Source organism: Gibbsiella quercinecans (assembly GCF_002291425.1).
Lineage (GTDB): Bacteria > Pseudomonadota > Gammaproteobacteria > Enterobacterales > Enterobacteriaceae > Gibbsiella > Gibbsiella quercinecans.
Window position 1 is genome coordinate 3,758,168 of the sequence record NZ_CP014136.1, and the last position, 15,294, is coordinate 3,773,461.

At 54.5% G+C, this 15,294-nt stretch carries 8 protein-coding genes, 2 tRNA genes and 3 rRNA genes; 7 read left to right on the forward strand and 6 right to left on the reverse strand.

Going from position 1 to position 15,294, the window contains the following annotated elements:
- Window positions 1-35: 35 nt before the first annotated feature.
- From ACN28Q_RS17315 to metN, 3 genes are all read right to left on the reverse strand, one after another.
- Window positions 36-851 carry a MetQ/NlpA family lipoprotein gene (locus ACN28Q_RS17315; RefSeq protein WP_095847478.1) on the reverse strand — a complete coding sequence of 272 codons (816 nt, stop codon included), beginning with the start codon at window positions 849-851 and terminating at the stop codon, window positions 36-38.
- A gap of 251 nt (window positions 852-1,102) precedes the next feature.
- A complete protein-coding gene (locus ACN28Q_RS17320) occupies window positions 1,103-1,756 on the reverse strand; it encodes a methionine ABC transporter permease MetI (protein ID WP_095847479.1) in 654 nt (217 codons plus the stop codon).
- Window positions 1,749-2,780: a methionine ABC transporter ATP-binding protein MetN gene (gene metN / locus ACN28Q_RS17325; protein WP_095847480.1), complete on the reverse strand. Its 1,032-nt coding sequence runs from the start codon at window positions 2,778-2,780 to the stop codon at window positions 1,749-1,751. The genes ACN28Q_RS17320 and metN overlap by 8 nt, the downstream gene beginning before the upstream one ends.
- Window positions 2,781-2,967: 187 nt before the next feature.
- Here metN and gmhB point away from each other — a divergent pair, with 187 nt between their 5' ends.
- The 7 genes from gmhB to ACN28Q_RS17360 all read left to right on the forward strand — a co-directional run bounded on the left by gmhB (window position 2,968) and on the right by ACN28Q_RS17360 (window position 10,704).
- A complete protein-coding gene (gene gmhB / locus ACN28Q_RS17330) occupies window positions 2,968-3,531 on the forward strand; it encodes a D-glycero-beta-D-manno-heptose 1,7-bisphosphate 7-phosphatase (protein ID WP_095847481.1) in 564 nt (187 codons plus the stop codon).
- A 386-nt stretch (window positions 3,532-3,917) separates the two neighbouring features.
- Window positions 3,918-5,459 (forward strand): 16S ribosomal RNA (locus ACN28Q_RS17335).
- Between the two features lie 73 nt (window positions 5,460-5,532).
- Window positions 5,533-5,609, forward strand: a tRNA-Ile gene (locus ACN28Q_RS17340).
- A gap of 118 nt (window positions 5,610-5,727) precedes the next feature.
- Window positions 5,728-5,803: transfer RNA gene (locus ACN28Q_RS17345), tRNA-Ala, on the forward strand.
- 174 nt (window positions 5,804-5,977) lie between these two features.
- Window positions 5,978-8,887, forward strand: a 23S ribosomal RNA gene (locus ACN28Q_RS17350).
- A 108-nt stretch (window positions 8,888-8,995) separates the two neighbouring features.
- A 5S ribosomal RNA gene (gene rrf / locus ACN28Q_RS17355) occupies window positions 8,996-9,111 on the forward strand.
- Together the 16S, 23S and 5S rRNA genes with 2 tRNA genes alongside form the textbook arrangement of a ribosomal RNA operon.
- Before the next feature lie 288 nt (window positions 9,112-9,399).
- Window positions 9,400-10,704 carry an MFS family transporter gene (locus ACN28Q_RS17360; RefSeq protein WP_095849076.1) on the forward strand — a complete coding sequence of 435 codons (1,305 nt, stop codon included), beginning with the start codon at window positions 9,400-9,402 and terminating at the stop codon, window positions 10,702-10,704.
- Window position 10,705: 1 nt separating this feature from the next.
- Here the strand turns inward: ACN28Q_RS17360 and ACN28Q_RS17365 are convergent, their stop codons facing one another.
- The 3 genes from ACN28Q_RS17365 to ACN28Q_RS17375 all read right to left on the reverse strand — a co-directional run bounded on the left by ACN28Q_RS17365 (window position 10,706) and on the right by ACN28Q_RS17375 (window position 15,278).
- On the reverse strand, window positions 10,706-11,038 hold the full coding sequence (locus tag ACN28Q_RS17365) for a YfiM family lipoprotein (RefSeq protein ID WP_095847482.1): 333 nt from the start codon (window positions 11,036-11,038) through the stop codon (window positions 10,706-10,708).
- 81 nt (window positions 11,039-11,119) lie between these two features.
- A complete protein-coding gene (pssA, locus tag ACN28Q_RS17370; RefSeq protein WP_165907127.1) occupies window positions 11,120-12,475 on the reverse strand; it encodes a CDP-diacylglycerol--serine O-phosphatidyltransferase in 1,356 nt (451 codons plus the stop codon).
- 151 nt (window positions 12,476-12,626) lie between these two features.
- Window positions 12,627-15,278 carry a bifunctional acetate--CoA ligase family protein/GNAT family N-acetyltransferase gene (locus ACN28Q_RS17375; RefSeq protein ID WP_095847484.1) on the reverse strand — a complete coding sequence of 884 codons (2,652 nt, stop codon included), beginning with the start codon at window positions 15,276-15,278 and terminating at the stop codon, window positions 12,627-12,629.
- Between the last annotated feature and the right edge of the window lie 16 nt (window positions 15,279-15,294).

A 15,294-nucleotide genomic window follows, 5' to 3' on the forward strand; every position in this document is an offset into this window, starting at 1 on the left:
TCGAATTATTTAGAGTATAAAAGTGAATAACCGGCTTACCAGCCTTTCACCGCGCCGCCGTTGAAAATCTTGTTGGCTGCTTCGTTAACTTCATCCGTTTGGTAAGCTTGTACAAATTTCTTTACGTTTTCCGCGTCTTTATTATCTTCGCGGGCAACCAACAGGTTCACATACGGCGAGTCTTTATCTTCAACAAACAGGCCGTCTTTGGCCGGCGTCAGCCCAATCTGGCTGGCATAGGTGGTGTTGATGATGGCCAGCGTAATTTGCTGATCGTCCAGTGAGCGCGGCAACTGCGGTGCTTCCAGTTCTACCAGCTTCAGGTTTTTCGGGTTTTCGGCCACGTCCAGTGAGGTTGGCAACAGGCCGACGCCGTCTTTCAGCTTGATCAGGCCTTGTTTCTGCAGCAGCAACAGTGAACGCCCCAGGTTGGTGGGATCGTTTGGCAGGGCGATCTGCGCACCGTCTTGCAGTTCAGACAGCGACTTGATTTTTTTGGAGTAGGCGGCGATTGGATAAACAAAGGTGTTGCCGACGGAAACCAGCTTGTAACCACGGTCTTTGATCTGCTGATCCAGGTAAGGCTTATGCTGGAAGGCGTTAAGATCGATATCGCCTTTGCTCAGCGCTTCGTTTGGCAGCACATAGTCGTTGAACGTCACCAGTTCTACGTCCAGGCCATATTTTTCCTTCGCAACCTTTTGCGCTACTTCGGCAACCTGCTGTTCCGCACCGACGATCACCCCCACTTTGATATGGTTCGGATCTTTTTCATCTTGCCCACAGCCGGCCAGAGCCAGAGTACCGATCAGTGCGCCGATTGCCGCAATGGATTTAAATTTTAACGACATATTCCTTCCTCAATTAGACTCGTATGTATACCCTTCATACTTCAAGTTGCAGGTGTGTTGGCTTGGTTACTCGGCCCATCCCTGGGCCTCGCCCCTTCGGGGCCGCTGCTAACAGCGTTCAAATCTGCTCCCGGCAGATTTGTCGCTCCCCCCAGTCACTTACTCCAGTAAGCTCCTGGGGAGTCGCTGCGTTGCCGCCTTCCTGCAACTCGAATTATTTTGGGTAGATACGTTGCGTGTTTGCTATGAGCTTATTTATGGGTAACGGCCTTGGCGACGCGTTCACCACAAAACTGAATCAGATACACTAAAATAACCAGTAGCACTAATACGGTATTCATTACGGTCGCGTTGTAGCCGATATAACCGTATTGGTAACCGATTTGCCCCAGCCCGCCGGCGCCGACCGCACCGCCCATCGCCGAATAGCCTACCAGCGTAATGAGCGTGATGGTAGCAGCGTTCACCAAACCGGGTAACGCTTCCGGCAGCAGAACCTTCTTGATGATTTGCATCGGTGTTGCGCCCATGGCGCGCGCCGCTTCAACCAGGCCGGAGGGGATTTCCAGCAGGGCATTTTCCACCATGCGGGCGATAAAGGGCGCGGAGCCGACGGTCAGCGGCACGATGGCCGCCTGCAGGCCGATAGAGGTGCCGACAATCATGCGGGTAAAGGGGATCATCCACACCAGCAGGATAATGAACGGAATCGAGCGGAAAATGTTAACCAGCCCAGACAGCACCTTATACAGCGTGTTGTTGGCGACAATCTGCCCCGGGCGGGTGACATACAGCAGAACACCGACCGGCAGGCCAAGCACAAAGCCGAAGAAGCCCGAGACCAGCGTCATCATGACGGTTTCCCATACGCCTCGCGCCATTAACCACATCATTGCTTCAGACATACCCCAAAACCTCTACATTAACCTGATTTTCCTGCAGGAACTGGATGGTTGCCGCCGTGCCGGCCTCATCGCCTTGCAGTTCGGCCAACATTACGCCGAATTTCACGCCGCCGGCATAATCCATTTGCGCGCTGATAATATTGTTGTTGACGTTAAAGCGGCGTGCCGCTTCCGAAAGCAGGGGCGCATCAACCGATTGGCCAGTGAACTCCAGGCGTAGCAGTGGCTTCAGGTCGCCCGTGCGCACCGGGTTGAGGCGCTCGGCATAGTCATTGGGAATATCCAGATGCAGGGTGGATTGAATGAACTGTTGCGCCAACGGCGTTTTGGGGTGCGAAAAGATTTCACTCACCGTGTCTTTCTCAATCAGCCGGCCCTGGCTGATGACCGCCACCTGGTCACAGATGCGTTTTACCACATCCATTTCATGCGTGATCAGCAAGATCGTCAGGCCCAGGCGGCGATTAATGTCTTTCAACAATTCCAGAATCGAGCGGGTGGTGGCGGGATCCAGCGCGCTGGTGGCTTCATCGCACAGCAAGACTTTAGGCTGGCTTGCCAACGCGCGGGCGATCGCCACCCGCTGTTTTTGCCCGCCGGACAGGTTGGCCGGATAGGCATCGTGTTTGTCCGCCAGCCCGACCAGATCCAACAAATCGGTGACGCGCTTTTTGATTTCAGCGCGTGGAGTCGTGTCCAGTTCTAACGGCAGGGCGACATTGCCGAATACGGTGCGCGACGACAGCAGGTTAAAGTGCTGGAAAATCATACCAATCTGGCGGCGTGCACGCGTCAGTTCGCTGTCAGACATGGCGGTGAGATCCTGGCCGTCAATCAGTACCTGGCCGGAGGTTGGGCGCTCAAGCATATTCGCGCAGCGGATCAGGGTGCTTTTACCCGCGCCTGATGCGCCGATAACGCCGAAGATTTGCCCGGCGGGGACATGAAGCGTGACGTCGGTGAGCGCGTTAATGGTGTGCGCCCCCTGCTGAAACACTTTAGTTATGTTAGAAAGTTTTATCATATTCTTCTAATTGTCGCGTGGTTGCCCGTGGCTAGATAACAGTTGACCTTGGCCTGGTACCAAGATGTGGGCCGATGCTAAGGTGTCTAGACGTCTAAGTCAACGGACACGCATATTATCCGGCGTTCTCAGCCGTGGGTAAAACATGCGATACTGTGGGCGATTTCAGGCCCTCAGGAGTAAACCGGTGACACAACGCGTTCCAGCTATTTTTTTAGACCGTGACGGTACCATTAATATAGATCATGGTTATGTCCATGAAATTGACGATTTTCAATTTATCGACGGTGTAATAGAGGCATGCCGTGAATTAAAAACGATGGGCTATGTTCTGGTGCTGGTGACCAACCAGTCCGGCATTGCGCGCGGCAAGTTTAGCGAAGATCAGTTTATGCAGTTGACCGAATGGATGGACTGGTCATTGGCCGATCGCGATGTGGATCTCGACGGTATCTATTTCTGCCCACATTTGCCGGATGCGGCAGTCGAAGAGTATCGCCAGGTGTGCGATTGCCGTAAACCGCAGCCGGGTATGCTGCTGCAGGCGCAGCAAGAACTGAATATTGATATGGCCGCCTCTTATATGGTGGGGGATAAACCAGAAGATATGCAGGCGGCGATTGCCGCTGGCGTCGGCACCAAGGTTTTGGTGCGTACCGGCAAACCGGTGACGCAAGCGGGTGAAGAATTGGCCGACTGGGTGCTAAATAGCCTGGCGGACTTGCCGAAAGCGATTAAATCGCGGGTTTAATAAACGCTCCGGCCGAATAGTGAGCGGTTGAAAGAAAACTGCAGATTATCGCTTGTCATTCTGAATCGGCTCCCTATAATGCGCCTCCATCGACACGGCGCAAGTGATTCACTTCACGAGGCGGTCGGGAAGAAAAGAGAGAATCCTGAAATTTAGGGTTGACTCTGAAAGAGGAAAGCGTAATATACGCCACCTCGAGTGAACGAGCCAAGTCTCGTAACTCATTGCTCTTTAACAATTTATCAGACAATCTGTGTGGGCACTCACAAGACGATATCCAGCACCTTCGGGTGCACAAAAATATCAAGTCTTGAAGAGTGACTAACTGAAGTAAAATTCATGCAGTAAATCTTCGAGCACGCTATTAACTTAGCAAATCAAGCTTTTAATTGAAGAGTTTGATCATGGCTCAGATTGAACGCTGGCGGCAGGCCTAACACATGCAAGTCGAGCGGCAGCGGGAGGAAGCTTGCTTCCTCGCCGGCGAGCGGCGGACGGGTGAGTAATGTCTGGGAAACTGCCCGATGGAGGGGGATAACTACTGGAAACGGTAGCTAATACCGCATAACGTCGCAAGACCAAAGTGGGGGACCTTCGGGCCTCACACCATCGGATGTGCCCAGATGGGATTAGCTAGTAGGTGGGGTAATGGCTCACCTAGGCGACGATCCCTAGCTGGTCTGAGAGGATGACCAGCCACACTGGAACTGAGACACGGTCCAGACTCCTACGGGAGGCAGCAGTGGGGAATATTGCACAATGGGCGCAAGCCTGATGCAGCCATGCCGCGTGTGTGAAGAAGGCCTTCGGGTTGTAAAGCACTTTCAGCGAGGAGGAAGGCGTTGTAGTTAATAACTGCAGCGATTGACGTTACTCGCAGAAGAAGCACCGGCTAACTCCGTGCCAGCAGCCGCGGTAATACGGAGGGTGCAAGCGTTAATCGGAATTACTGGGCGTAAAGCGCACGCAGGCGGTCTGTTAAGTCAGATGTGAAATCCCCGGGCTTAACCTGGGAACTGCATTTGAAACTGGCAGGCTAGAGTCTCGTAGAGGGGGGTAGAATTCCAGGTGTAGCGGTGAAATGCGTAGAGATCTGGAGGAATACCGGTGGCGAAGGCGGCCCCCTGGACGAAGACTGACGCTCAGGTGCGAAAGCGTGGGGAGCAAACAGGATTAGATACCCTGGTAGTCCACGCTGTAAACGATGTCGATTTGGAGGTTGTGGCCTTGAGCCGTGGCTTCCGGAGCTAACGCGTTAAATCGACCGCCTGGGGAGTACGGCCGCAAGGTTAAAACTCAAATGAATTGACGGGGGCCCGCACAAGCGGTGGAGCATGTGGTTTAATTCGATGCAACGCGAAGAACCTTACCTACTCTTGACATCCACGGAACTTGCCAGAGATGGCTTGGTGCCTTCGGGAACCGTGAGACAGGTGCTGCATGGCTGTCGTCAGCTCGTGTTGTGAAATGTTGGGTTAAGTCCCGCAACGAGCGCAACCCTTATCCTTTGTTGCCAGCGGTTCGGCCGGGAACTCAAAGGAGACTGCCAGTGATAAACTGGAGGAAGGTGGGGATGACGTCAAGTCATCATGGCCCTTACGAGTAGGGCTACACACGTGCTACAATGGCATATACAAAGAGAAGCGACCTCGCGAGAGCAAGCGGACCTCATAAAGTATGTCGTAGTCCGGATTGGAGTCTGCAACTCGACTCCATGAAGTCGGAATCGCTAGTAATCGTAGATCAGAATGCTACGGTGAATACGTTCCCGGGCCTTGTACACACCGCCCGTCACACCATGGGAGTGGGTTGCAAAAGAAGTAGGTAGCTTAACCTTCGGGAGGGCGCTTACCACTTTGTGATTCATGACTGGGGTGAAGTCGTAACAAGGTAACCGTAGGGGAACCTGCGGTTGGATCACCTCCTTACCGAACGATATTGAAATGTGCAGTGTCCACACAGATTGTCTGATGAAAAAGTAACGAGCAGAGAAACCTTTATAGGCTTGTAGCTCAGGTGGTTAGAGCGCACCCCTGATAAGGGTGAGGTCGGTGGTTCAAGTCCACTCAGGCCTACCAAATTCTTCCTCATACTGCGTTATGCTCGCGGTTGTTTACCGAAGTAAACTTCCCGTTCGCATGCCTTGTCTGAGAAAGAATTGACTCGGTATGAATAAAGGTCTCTGCAAGACTGTATGGGGCTATAGCTCAGCTGGGAGAGCGCCTGCCTTGCACGCAGGAGGTCAGCGGTTCGATCCCGCTTAGCTCCACCATATCGGTCCTGTATTTATAATACTTCAGAGTATATTGGCGACAGTATGCTGCGAAGTATTTTGCTCTTTAACAATCTGGAACAAGCTGAAAATTGAAATGATGAATAATCGGAAGATTATTCACGAGTCTCTCAAAAGCGCACAGCCGATGATGGAAACATCTTCGGGTTGTGAGGTTAAGTGACTAAGCGTACACGGTGGATGCCTAGGCAGTCAGAGGCGATGAAGGGCGTGCTAATCTGCGATAAGCGTCGGTAAGCTGATATGAAGCGTAACAACCGGCGATACCCGAATGGGGAAACCCAGTGTGTTTCGACACACTATTGCATGGTGAATCCATAGCCATGCAAGGCGAACCGGGGGAACTGAAACATCTAAGTACCCCGAGGAAAAGAAATCAACCGAGATTCCCCCAGTAGCGGCGAGCGAACGGGGAAGAGCCCAGAACCTGAATCAGTTTGTGTCTTAGTGGAAGCGTCTGGAAAGTCGCGCAGCAAAGGGTGATAGCCCCGTACACCAAAAGGCATGGATTGTGAGTTCGATGAGTAGGGCGGGACACGTGTTATCCTGTCTGAATATGGGGGGACCATCCTCCAAGGCTAAATACTCCTGACTGACCGATAGTGAACCAGTACCGTGAGGGAAAGGCGAAAAGAACCCCGGCGAGGGGAGTGAAATAGAACCTGAAACCGTGTACGTACAAGCAGTGGGAGCCTTGATTTATCAGGGTGACTGCGTACCTTTTGTATAATGGGTCAGCGACTTATATTTTGTAGCAAGGTTAACCGCATAGGGGAGCCGTAGGGAAACCGAGTCTTAACTGGGCGTCAAGTTGCAAGGTATAGACCCGAAACCCGGTGATCTAGCCATGGGCAGGTTGAAGGTTGGGTAACACTAACTGGAGGACCGAACCGACTAATGTTGAAAAATTAGCGGATGACTTGTGGCTGGGGGTGAAAGGCCAATCAAACCGGGAGATAGCTGGTTCTCCCCGAAAGCTATTTAGGTAGCGCCTCGTGAACTCATCTTCGGGGGTAGAGCACTGTTTCGGCTAGGGGGCCACCCCGGCTTACCAAACCGATGCAAACTGCGAATACCGAAGAATGTTATCACGGGAGACACACGGCGGGTGCTAACGTCCGTCGTGAAGAGGGAAACAACCCAGACCGCCAGCTAAGGTCCCAAAGTCATGGTTAAGTGGGAAACGATGTGGGAAGGCATAGACAGCCAGGATGTTGGCTTAGAAGCAGCCATCATTTAAAGAAAGCGTAATAGCTCACTGGTCGAGTCGGCCTGCGCGGAAGATGTAACGGGGCTAAACCATGCACCGAAGCTGCGGCAGCGACGCTTAGGCGTTGTTGGGTAGGGGAGCGTTCTGTAAGCCGTTGAAGGTGGCCTGTGAGGGTTGCTGGAGGTATCAGAAGTGCGAATGCTGACATAAGTAACGATAATGCGGGTGAAAAACCCGCACGCCGGAAGACCAAGGGTTCCTGTCCAACGTTAATCGGGGCAGGGTGAGTCGACTCCTAAGGCGAGGCTGAAAAGCGTAGTCGATGGGAAACAGGTTAATATTCCTGTACTTGGTGTTACTGCGAAGGGGGGACGGAGAAGGCTAGGCTGGCCGGGCGACGGTTGTCCCGGTTTAAGCGTGTAGGGGGGTAGTCCTGGTAAATCCGGACTGCTTTAACCCTGAGGCGTGATGACGAGTCACTACGGTGGCGAAGCAGTTGATGCCCAGCTTCCAGGAAAAGCCTCTAAGCATCAGGTAACATCAAATCGTACCCCAAACCGACACAGGTGGTCAGGTAGAGAATACTCAGGCGCTTGAGAGAACTCGGGTGAAGGAACTAGGCAAAATGGTGCCGTAACTTCGGGAGAAGGCACGCTGGCGCGTAGGTGAAGTCCCTCGCGGACGGAGCTGAAGCCAGTCGCAGATACCAGCTGGCTGCAACTGTTTAATAAAAACACAGCACTGTGCAAACACGAAAGTGGACGTATACGGTGTGACGCCTGCCCGGTGCCGGAAGGTTAATTGATGGGGTCAGCCGCAAGGCGAAGCTCTTGATCGAAGCCCCGGTAAACGGCGGCCGTAACTATAACGGTCCTAAGGTAGCGAAATTCCTTGTCGGGTAAGTTCCGACCTGCACGAATGGCGTAATGATGGCCAGGCTGTCTCCACCCGAGGCTCAGTGAAATTGAACTCGCTGTGAAGATGCAGTGTACCCGCGGCAAGACGGAAAGACCCCGTGAACCTTTACTATAGCTTGACACTGAACATTGAGCCTTGATGTGTAGGATAGGTGGGAGGCTTTGAAGTGTGGACGCCAGTCTGCATGGAGCCAACCTTGAAATACCACCCTTTAATGTTTGATGTTCTAACTCTGCCCCCTGAGCGGGGGTGAGGACAGTGTCTGGTGGGTAGTTTGACTGGGGCGGTCTCCTCCCAAAGAGTAACGGAGGAGCACGAAGGTTAGCTAATCCTGGTCGGACATCAGGAGGTTAGTGCAAAGGCATAAGCTAGCTTGACTGCGAGAGTGACGGCTCGAGCAGGTGCGAAAGCAGGTCTTAGTGATCCGGTGGTTCTGAATGGAAGGGCCATCGCTCAACGGATAAAAGGTACTCCGGGGATAACAGGCTGATACCGCCCAAGAGTTCATATCGACGGCGGTGTTTGGCACCTCGATGTCGGCTCATCACATCCTGGGGCTGAAGTAGGTCCCAAGGGTATGGCTGTTCGCCATTTAAAGTGGTACGCGAGCTGGGTTTAGAACGTCGTGAGACAGTTCGGTCCCTATCTGCCGTGGGCGTTGGAAGATTGAGAGGGGTTGCTCCTAGTACGAGAGGACCGGAGTGAACGCACCACTGGTGTTCGGGTTGTCATGCCAATGGCATTGCCCGGTAGCTAAGTGCGGAAGAGATAAGCGCTGAAAGCATCTAAGCGCGAAACTTGCCTCGAGATGAGTCTTCCCTTGGACCTTGAGTCCACTAAAGGAACGTTTAAGACTAAGACGTTGATAGGCTGGGTGTGTAAGTGCAGCGATGCATTGAGCTAACCAGTACTAATGAACCGTGAGGCTTAACCTTACAACACCGAAGGTGTTTTAGAGACTTGATAGAGATTTTTGGCTTGTTTGCAGATTGGTTTTGGTGGTTGTGTGAAAGTGCACAACGGCCGGAATGAAACAGAATTTGCCTGGCGGCAATAGCGCGGTGGTCCCACCTGACCCCATGCCGAACTCAGAAGTGAAACGCCGTAGCGCCGATGGTAGTGTGGGGTCTCCCCATGCGAGAGTAGGACACTGCCAGGCATCAAATCCAGTAGAAAGCCCCGTGCATCAGCGCGGGGCTTTTTGCGTTTTATTGCCTTTTATTTTCCCCATATTTAGCGTTATTTTTTCTGTTTTTTTGCTTATTTATTCATCATGATGCCGCTGTTGCTGTATATATTTGCATAATTAATAAATATTCTGCTTTTCTTCGTCTGCCGACGGTGCTAATTGTTAATGTTCAAAAAAATAAGAAATCGCAATTCACAACATACATAACACAAGGCAGGAAGCCGGACGGTAATGCCGGTCTGGCCGGGAGAAAATATTATGGCAGAAACAACCTCGGGTATCGCGGATCGTCCTCTTGCGGATGATAAAGATAAGAAACAACGTATCTTTGCTATCGTTGGGGCATCCTCCGGGAATCTGGTCGAGTGGTTTGACTTTTACGTCTATTCCTTTTGTTCTATCTATTTCGCATCGGCGTTCTTCCCCGCGGGCAACGCCACCACACAGCTGTTGCAGACGGCAGGCATCTTCGCCGCCGGGTTCTTTATGCGGCCAATCGGCGGCTGGCTGTTTGGCTATATCGCTGATAAGCATGGCCGTAAAACCTCAATGCTGATTTCTGTCTGCATGATGTGTGCCGGTTCGTTGGCCATTGCGTGCCTGCCGGTATATTCCAGCATTGGTTATTGGGCACCGATTTTGCTGTTGGTAGCTCGCCTGTTCCAGGGGCTGTCTGTTGGTGGGGAATATGGCACCAGCGCCACCTATATGAGCGAGGTCGCCGTTAAGGGCCACCGTGGATTCTATGCCTCATTCCAGTATGTCACGCTGATTGGCGGCCAACTGTTGGCGCTGTTGGTGCTGGTCGTTCTGCAGCAGGTAATGTCAACGGAAGAGCTGCGTGCCTGGGGCTGGCGTATTCCGTTTGGCCTGGGCGCAGCATTGGCGATTGTCGCGCTGTTCCTGCGCCGCTCGTTAAATGAAACCTCGGATGCCAAAACCCGTAATCACAAGGATGCCGGTTCGTTGAAGGGGATATGGAAAAACCGTAAGGCCTTTTTGATGGTGTTGGGCTTCACCGCCGGTGGTTCGTTAAGTTTCTACACCTATACCACCTACATGCAGAAGTACCTGGTGAATACCGCAGGGATGGATGCCAAATTGGCCAGCGCCGTCATGACAGGCTCGCTGTTTGTGTTTATGTTGGTGCAACCGCTGATTGGCGCATTGTCCGATCGCATTGGCCGCCGTAACTCAATGATCGCCTTTGCTTCTTTAGCGACGTTCCTGACGGTTCCTATTTTGCTAACCCTGAAAAGCGTAACCAATCCGTTCCTGGCGTTTGCCCTGACCACTGTGGCATTACTGATCGTCAGCTTCTATACCGCCATCAGCGGGTTGCTGAAAGCAGAAATGTTCCCACCGGAGGTGCGGGCGCTGGGTGTTGGCCTGTCTTATGCGGTAGCGAACGCGGTCTTTGGCGGTTCGGCTGAGTATGTGGCGCTGTCGCTCAAATCCTTTGGCTTTGAAAACGCGTTCTTCTGGTATGTGTCCGGGATGTGTTTGCTGGCGCTGATTGTTTCACTGCGCCTGCACCGCAAAGGGATGGAAATTCAGCTCTAAATTAGCGTGTGATGTGGTACAGGCCGTAGCCGGTGGCTGCGCCTGCCACATCCCAGGCGAAATCTTTCCAGCTCCAGCCGGTGCCTGCGGCCCGGCTGTCATACAACTCCTTACCAGCCCCCAGACTGATAGAAAACAACAAGCCAAACCCCCGGCTGTGCGCCGCGCTCCAATCGCGATGGTCGCCATATGCCGCCCCCGCCGCGGCTAACGCCGCAGAAGCCACAAAGTGTTGGGCTTTATCTTTCCCTGTCCAGCGATCGTTGGCCAGGTGTGTACAGCCATTGGCCAACAGCAGGCAAGGGAGTAACAGCAAGGGGGGAAGCACGCGCATGATGAAACATCCTGTTGTTTCAGTACCCCGAACGGAGGAACAGCCGGGCACGGTTCGGCCCGGATGAAAAGTATAGCGCGGTTAGAGTATACGGCTAATCAAGCGATCGATGCGGATACGGCGCAGGCGGCGGATCAGTTTGCGCACTTTTACCGGATACTGTTGAATACTCTGCAGATCCTGGTAATTGTCCACGATGCTGGTATGGGTGCGAATGTGCTCCAGCTCCTTCAGGCGCTGCTCGCGCATTTCCTGTTTGGGATCGTGGATCAAGATGGCATTTTCCAGATCGAGCCGCCACGCACGCGGGTTAAGGTTGTTGCCGGTAATTAGCTGCCATTCGTCATCTACCCACATTCCCTTCAGGTGGTAGCTGTTCTCCCCGTCTTTCCACAGGCGAATAATCAGCTGGCCGGTGTCGGCATAGCGCTGCAGGCGACTGAGGAAGCGGCGCAGATTGATCTCGTACAAATAAGGCAGGGCGCCGATGATTTTGAACGGCTGATCTTCTGGAATATAGAAATCATTGGCGGTTTTGTCGCCGACGATAATTTCCACCTGCTTACCCTGGCGCAGCAGATAAATGATATTGCGCACCAGCAGCGCGGGCAGGTTGAAATAAGGCGTGCACAGCGTCAGTTTTTGATCGGCGCTGGCCATCAGGTGGTGAACGGTTTTATTCAGGATGCTGGGCTTGCCCAGCCCAACCAGCGGCGTTACCGCCAGTTCACCGTTGCCGGCTTTGGCACGCACCTGATAGTTGGCCTGGCGCAGTGAGAAACGGAATATGCGCGTTTCGTTTTTGATCTCCGGGCTTTTCGGCCGATCGGCGCGATCCAGGCGATGCACTGCGCTGGCATTTATCAGGTGCTGGCGGATGTAGCCCACCATGATGTCGGCCAATTGCGCATTGGCGATCAACTGATAACGGTCATAGCGGTACTTGTCGTGCTGGTTGAGGTAAACATCATTGATGCTGGCGCCGCTATAAATCACGGTGTCATCCACGATAAAGCCTTTCAGGTGCAGCACGCCCAGGGCTTCACGGGTGTTTACCGGCACGCCGTAAATCGCTATCGATTGCTCAGGGTTATTCGCCGCCATTTCGCAGTACCAGTCTGCGTTGGTATGGGCGGCGGCGGCGCCGATACGCCCGCGCTGGGCGCGGTGCCAGTCAACCAGCACGCAGATCTTCAACTCCGGGCGCTGGCGTTTAGCCTGATAAAGCGCGTTGAGGATGTCGCGGCCTGCATCGTCATTTTCCAGATAGAGGGCGACCAGATAGATACGTGTTGTGGCGTTTGCGATAGCTTCCAGCAGCGTAGTGCGGAAATCTGCAGGGCTGTACAGGGTACGTACATCAGCAACCGTCTGGGGGAGTTTGGGCAGTTGTGCAAGGTGTTGTTGATGTTTGCTACGTTTAAATTTTGACAACATCACAGTGCGCTTCTTCTCTCATAATTAGATGGCCATAACGCCACGTACGTAAATAAAAAAATGAACAATCGGGCGATAATACCACTAGTTTTCCCGCTTGTGCGCATGTTTTAGCGTTAAGTCATGGATTCATAGCGCATTGCGACGTGGCTCACTTTGCTGCGCTCTTAGCTAACGGCAAGCTCAGGTTAACAATGTCGTCCTCAAGCTGCATATCCACCGTAAAGCCCAGTTTCCGTGCCAGCGCCACCATGCCGTGGTTGCGTGGCATGGTGACCGCCGTCAGGCGGGTCAGGCCGTGAGCGCTGGCGTAGCCGATCATTTTTTCCAGCAGTTGGCGGCCCAGCCCCAGCCCTTTGAGATCGGAACGCACCAGCACGGCGAATTCCGCATCGGTATTATCCGGATCGGACAAGGCGCGGGTGACGCCGATAATTTCCTCATCATTGCGCACGGCCACGAAGGCCATTTCGCGATCGTAGTCAATTTGCGTCATATTGGCTAAATCGTCATGGGTAAACTCGCTGATCTCACTAAAGTAACGGTAATAGAGATCTTCTTTGGTGACCCGATCGATAAAATGTTTCAGCGCCGGTTCATCTTCCGGCAGGATCGGGCGGAACAGGCAGTGGGTGCCGTCTTTGAGCGTAATGGTTTCTTCCAGCTCATGCGGGTACGGGCGGATCGCCAGGCGTGCCTGCGGATCGCCGCTAAACGGCGCCAACTGCATGTTGACATCCAGCAGCGTGAATTCACTGCCGGAAGCCAGCACCGGGTGGATGTCCAACCGGGTGATCTCCGGGCAGTCGAGGATCAGGTTGGAAACCTGCACCAGCAGGCGGCTTAACCCGGGGATATCCAGTGGCCGCAGGGCGCTACGGCCGCGGATCTTGCCGCCTTTTACCGCTTGCAATACCAGATAGCGCGCCAGCGCCATATTCAGCGGCGGCAGCGCCACCGCGACCTGGTTTTCCTGCCGCCACTCAATCCCGCCTTCGCCCAGCATAATCAACGGGCCGAAAATGGCGTCCTGCTCAACGCTAATACGCAGTTCCTGCGCGCCGGCGCGGTTAGCCATGCTTTGCACCAGCAGGCCGTGGATCCGGGCCTGCGGATAAGTGCGTTTAACGCGATCGAGAATCGCCTCGGTGGCGCCCTGCACCTCGGTGGCTGACCGCAAGTACAGCATCACGCCCTGAATTTCCGACTTGTGCGGAATATCGGGTGAGCGCAGTTTCAGCGCTACCGGGTAGCCGATTTGTTCAGCGATATGCACCGCTTCGGCGCTGTCGCTGGCGATCCAGGTGGGCAAGGTACTCAGCCCATAGGCGCGCAGGATGTGCTGCACTTCGTGGGTATCCAGTTGCGTCGCGCCCTCTGCCAGCGCCTGATGAATCAGGCGGTGGGCATCGGCGGTATTGGCCGTCAGCCCCACCGGCAGCGCCGGCGTTTCTTTCAGCTGTTTTTGATTGCGCCGGTATTCCACCATATGCATAAACGCGGTCACAGCGCCTTCCGGCGTGCGGTAAGTCGGTATGGCCGCTTCGTTAAACAGCCGCCGCGCTTCCTGGGATGAATATTCCCCGCACCAGTTGGTTAACAGCGTGACGCGTTTGCCGCGGGGGTGTTGGCCGCAAACGTCGATCACTCGCTGCGCCGTTGCCGTGCCGGGCGCGGCGGCGCTGGGCACATGGATCAGCAGCAGGGCATCATAGTCATGGCTGCTTAGCAGTACCTGCACTGCGGCCTGATAGCGCTCTGGCGTCGCATTGTCGTACAGATCGAGCGGGTTGCTGATATGGCGTAGTTCGGGCAGCGCTTGCGCCAGATTTTGCCGCGTGGCTTCGCTCAGCGTGGCCAGCTTGCCGTTGCGGGCAATCAGCGCATCCAGCGCCATGGCGGCGGGGGCGGCGCCGTTGCTGACGATCATCAGCCGCTCGCCGCCCAGCGGGCGCATATGGCTCAGCGTTTCCACTGCGGAGAACAGCTCATGCGTATCCTGCACGCGCAGCAAACCGGCGCGTTGGATCGCGGCGTCATAGGCGGCGTCCAGCCCTGGGTGGCCGTTGAGCAACTGCTGGGCTTGGCGGCTACGGCCGCTTTTAATCACCAGAATCGGCTTGTTGCGCGAAGCGCTGCGCGCGGCGGAGAGAAAGCGGCGTGCATCGCTGATATTTTCCAGATACAGCAGGATCGCGCTGGTTTTGCCGTCGCGCGCCAGGAAGTCGAGCAGATCGTCAACGTCGATATCCAGGCTGTCGCCAAGCGCAATGAAGTAGGAAAATCCGACCTCCCGCTGCTGCGCCCAGTCAAGAATGGTGTTGGCGACGGCGGCGGATTGCGAAATAAAGGCCAGTTTGCCTTTTTGAATCGGCACCGGGGAAAAGCTGGCGTTAATGCCTTGCCAGGGAGCTAATAGCCCAAGGCTGTTGGGGCCCAGCAGGCGCATGGCGTATTGTTGGGCGCAGCCTTTCAGCGCCGGGAACTGTTCCTGCGGCGAGGAAAGCACGATGACGGTTTTACAGCCGCGTTCCCCCAGTGCGGCCAGCAACTGCAGATTGCGTTTGGCGTTGGTGCAAATCACCGCCAGATCGGGGGTGAGTGGCAGGCTGGCGACGTCTGGGTAGGCCATCACGCCGCACACGGCCTTATAACGCGGCGTAACGGGCAGCACCGGGCCGTTGAAGCCGCCGGCCAACAGGTTGCGCATCATCAGGTAGCCGGCGCGTCCTGGTTGCTGTGAGGCGCCGAGAACGGCGATCGATTTGGGGCGCAACAGCGCTTCTAATCCCCGTTGGCTCATGTGCTGCTCCTTTCGG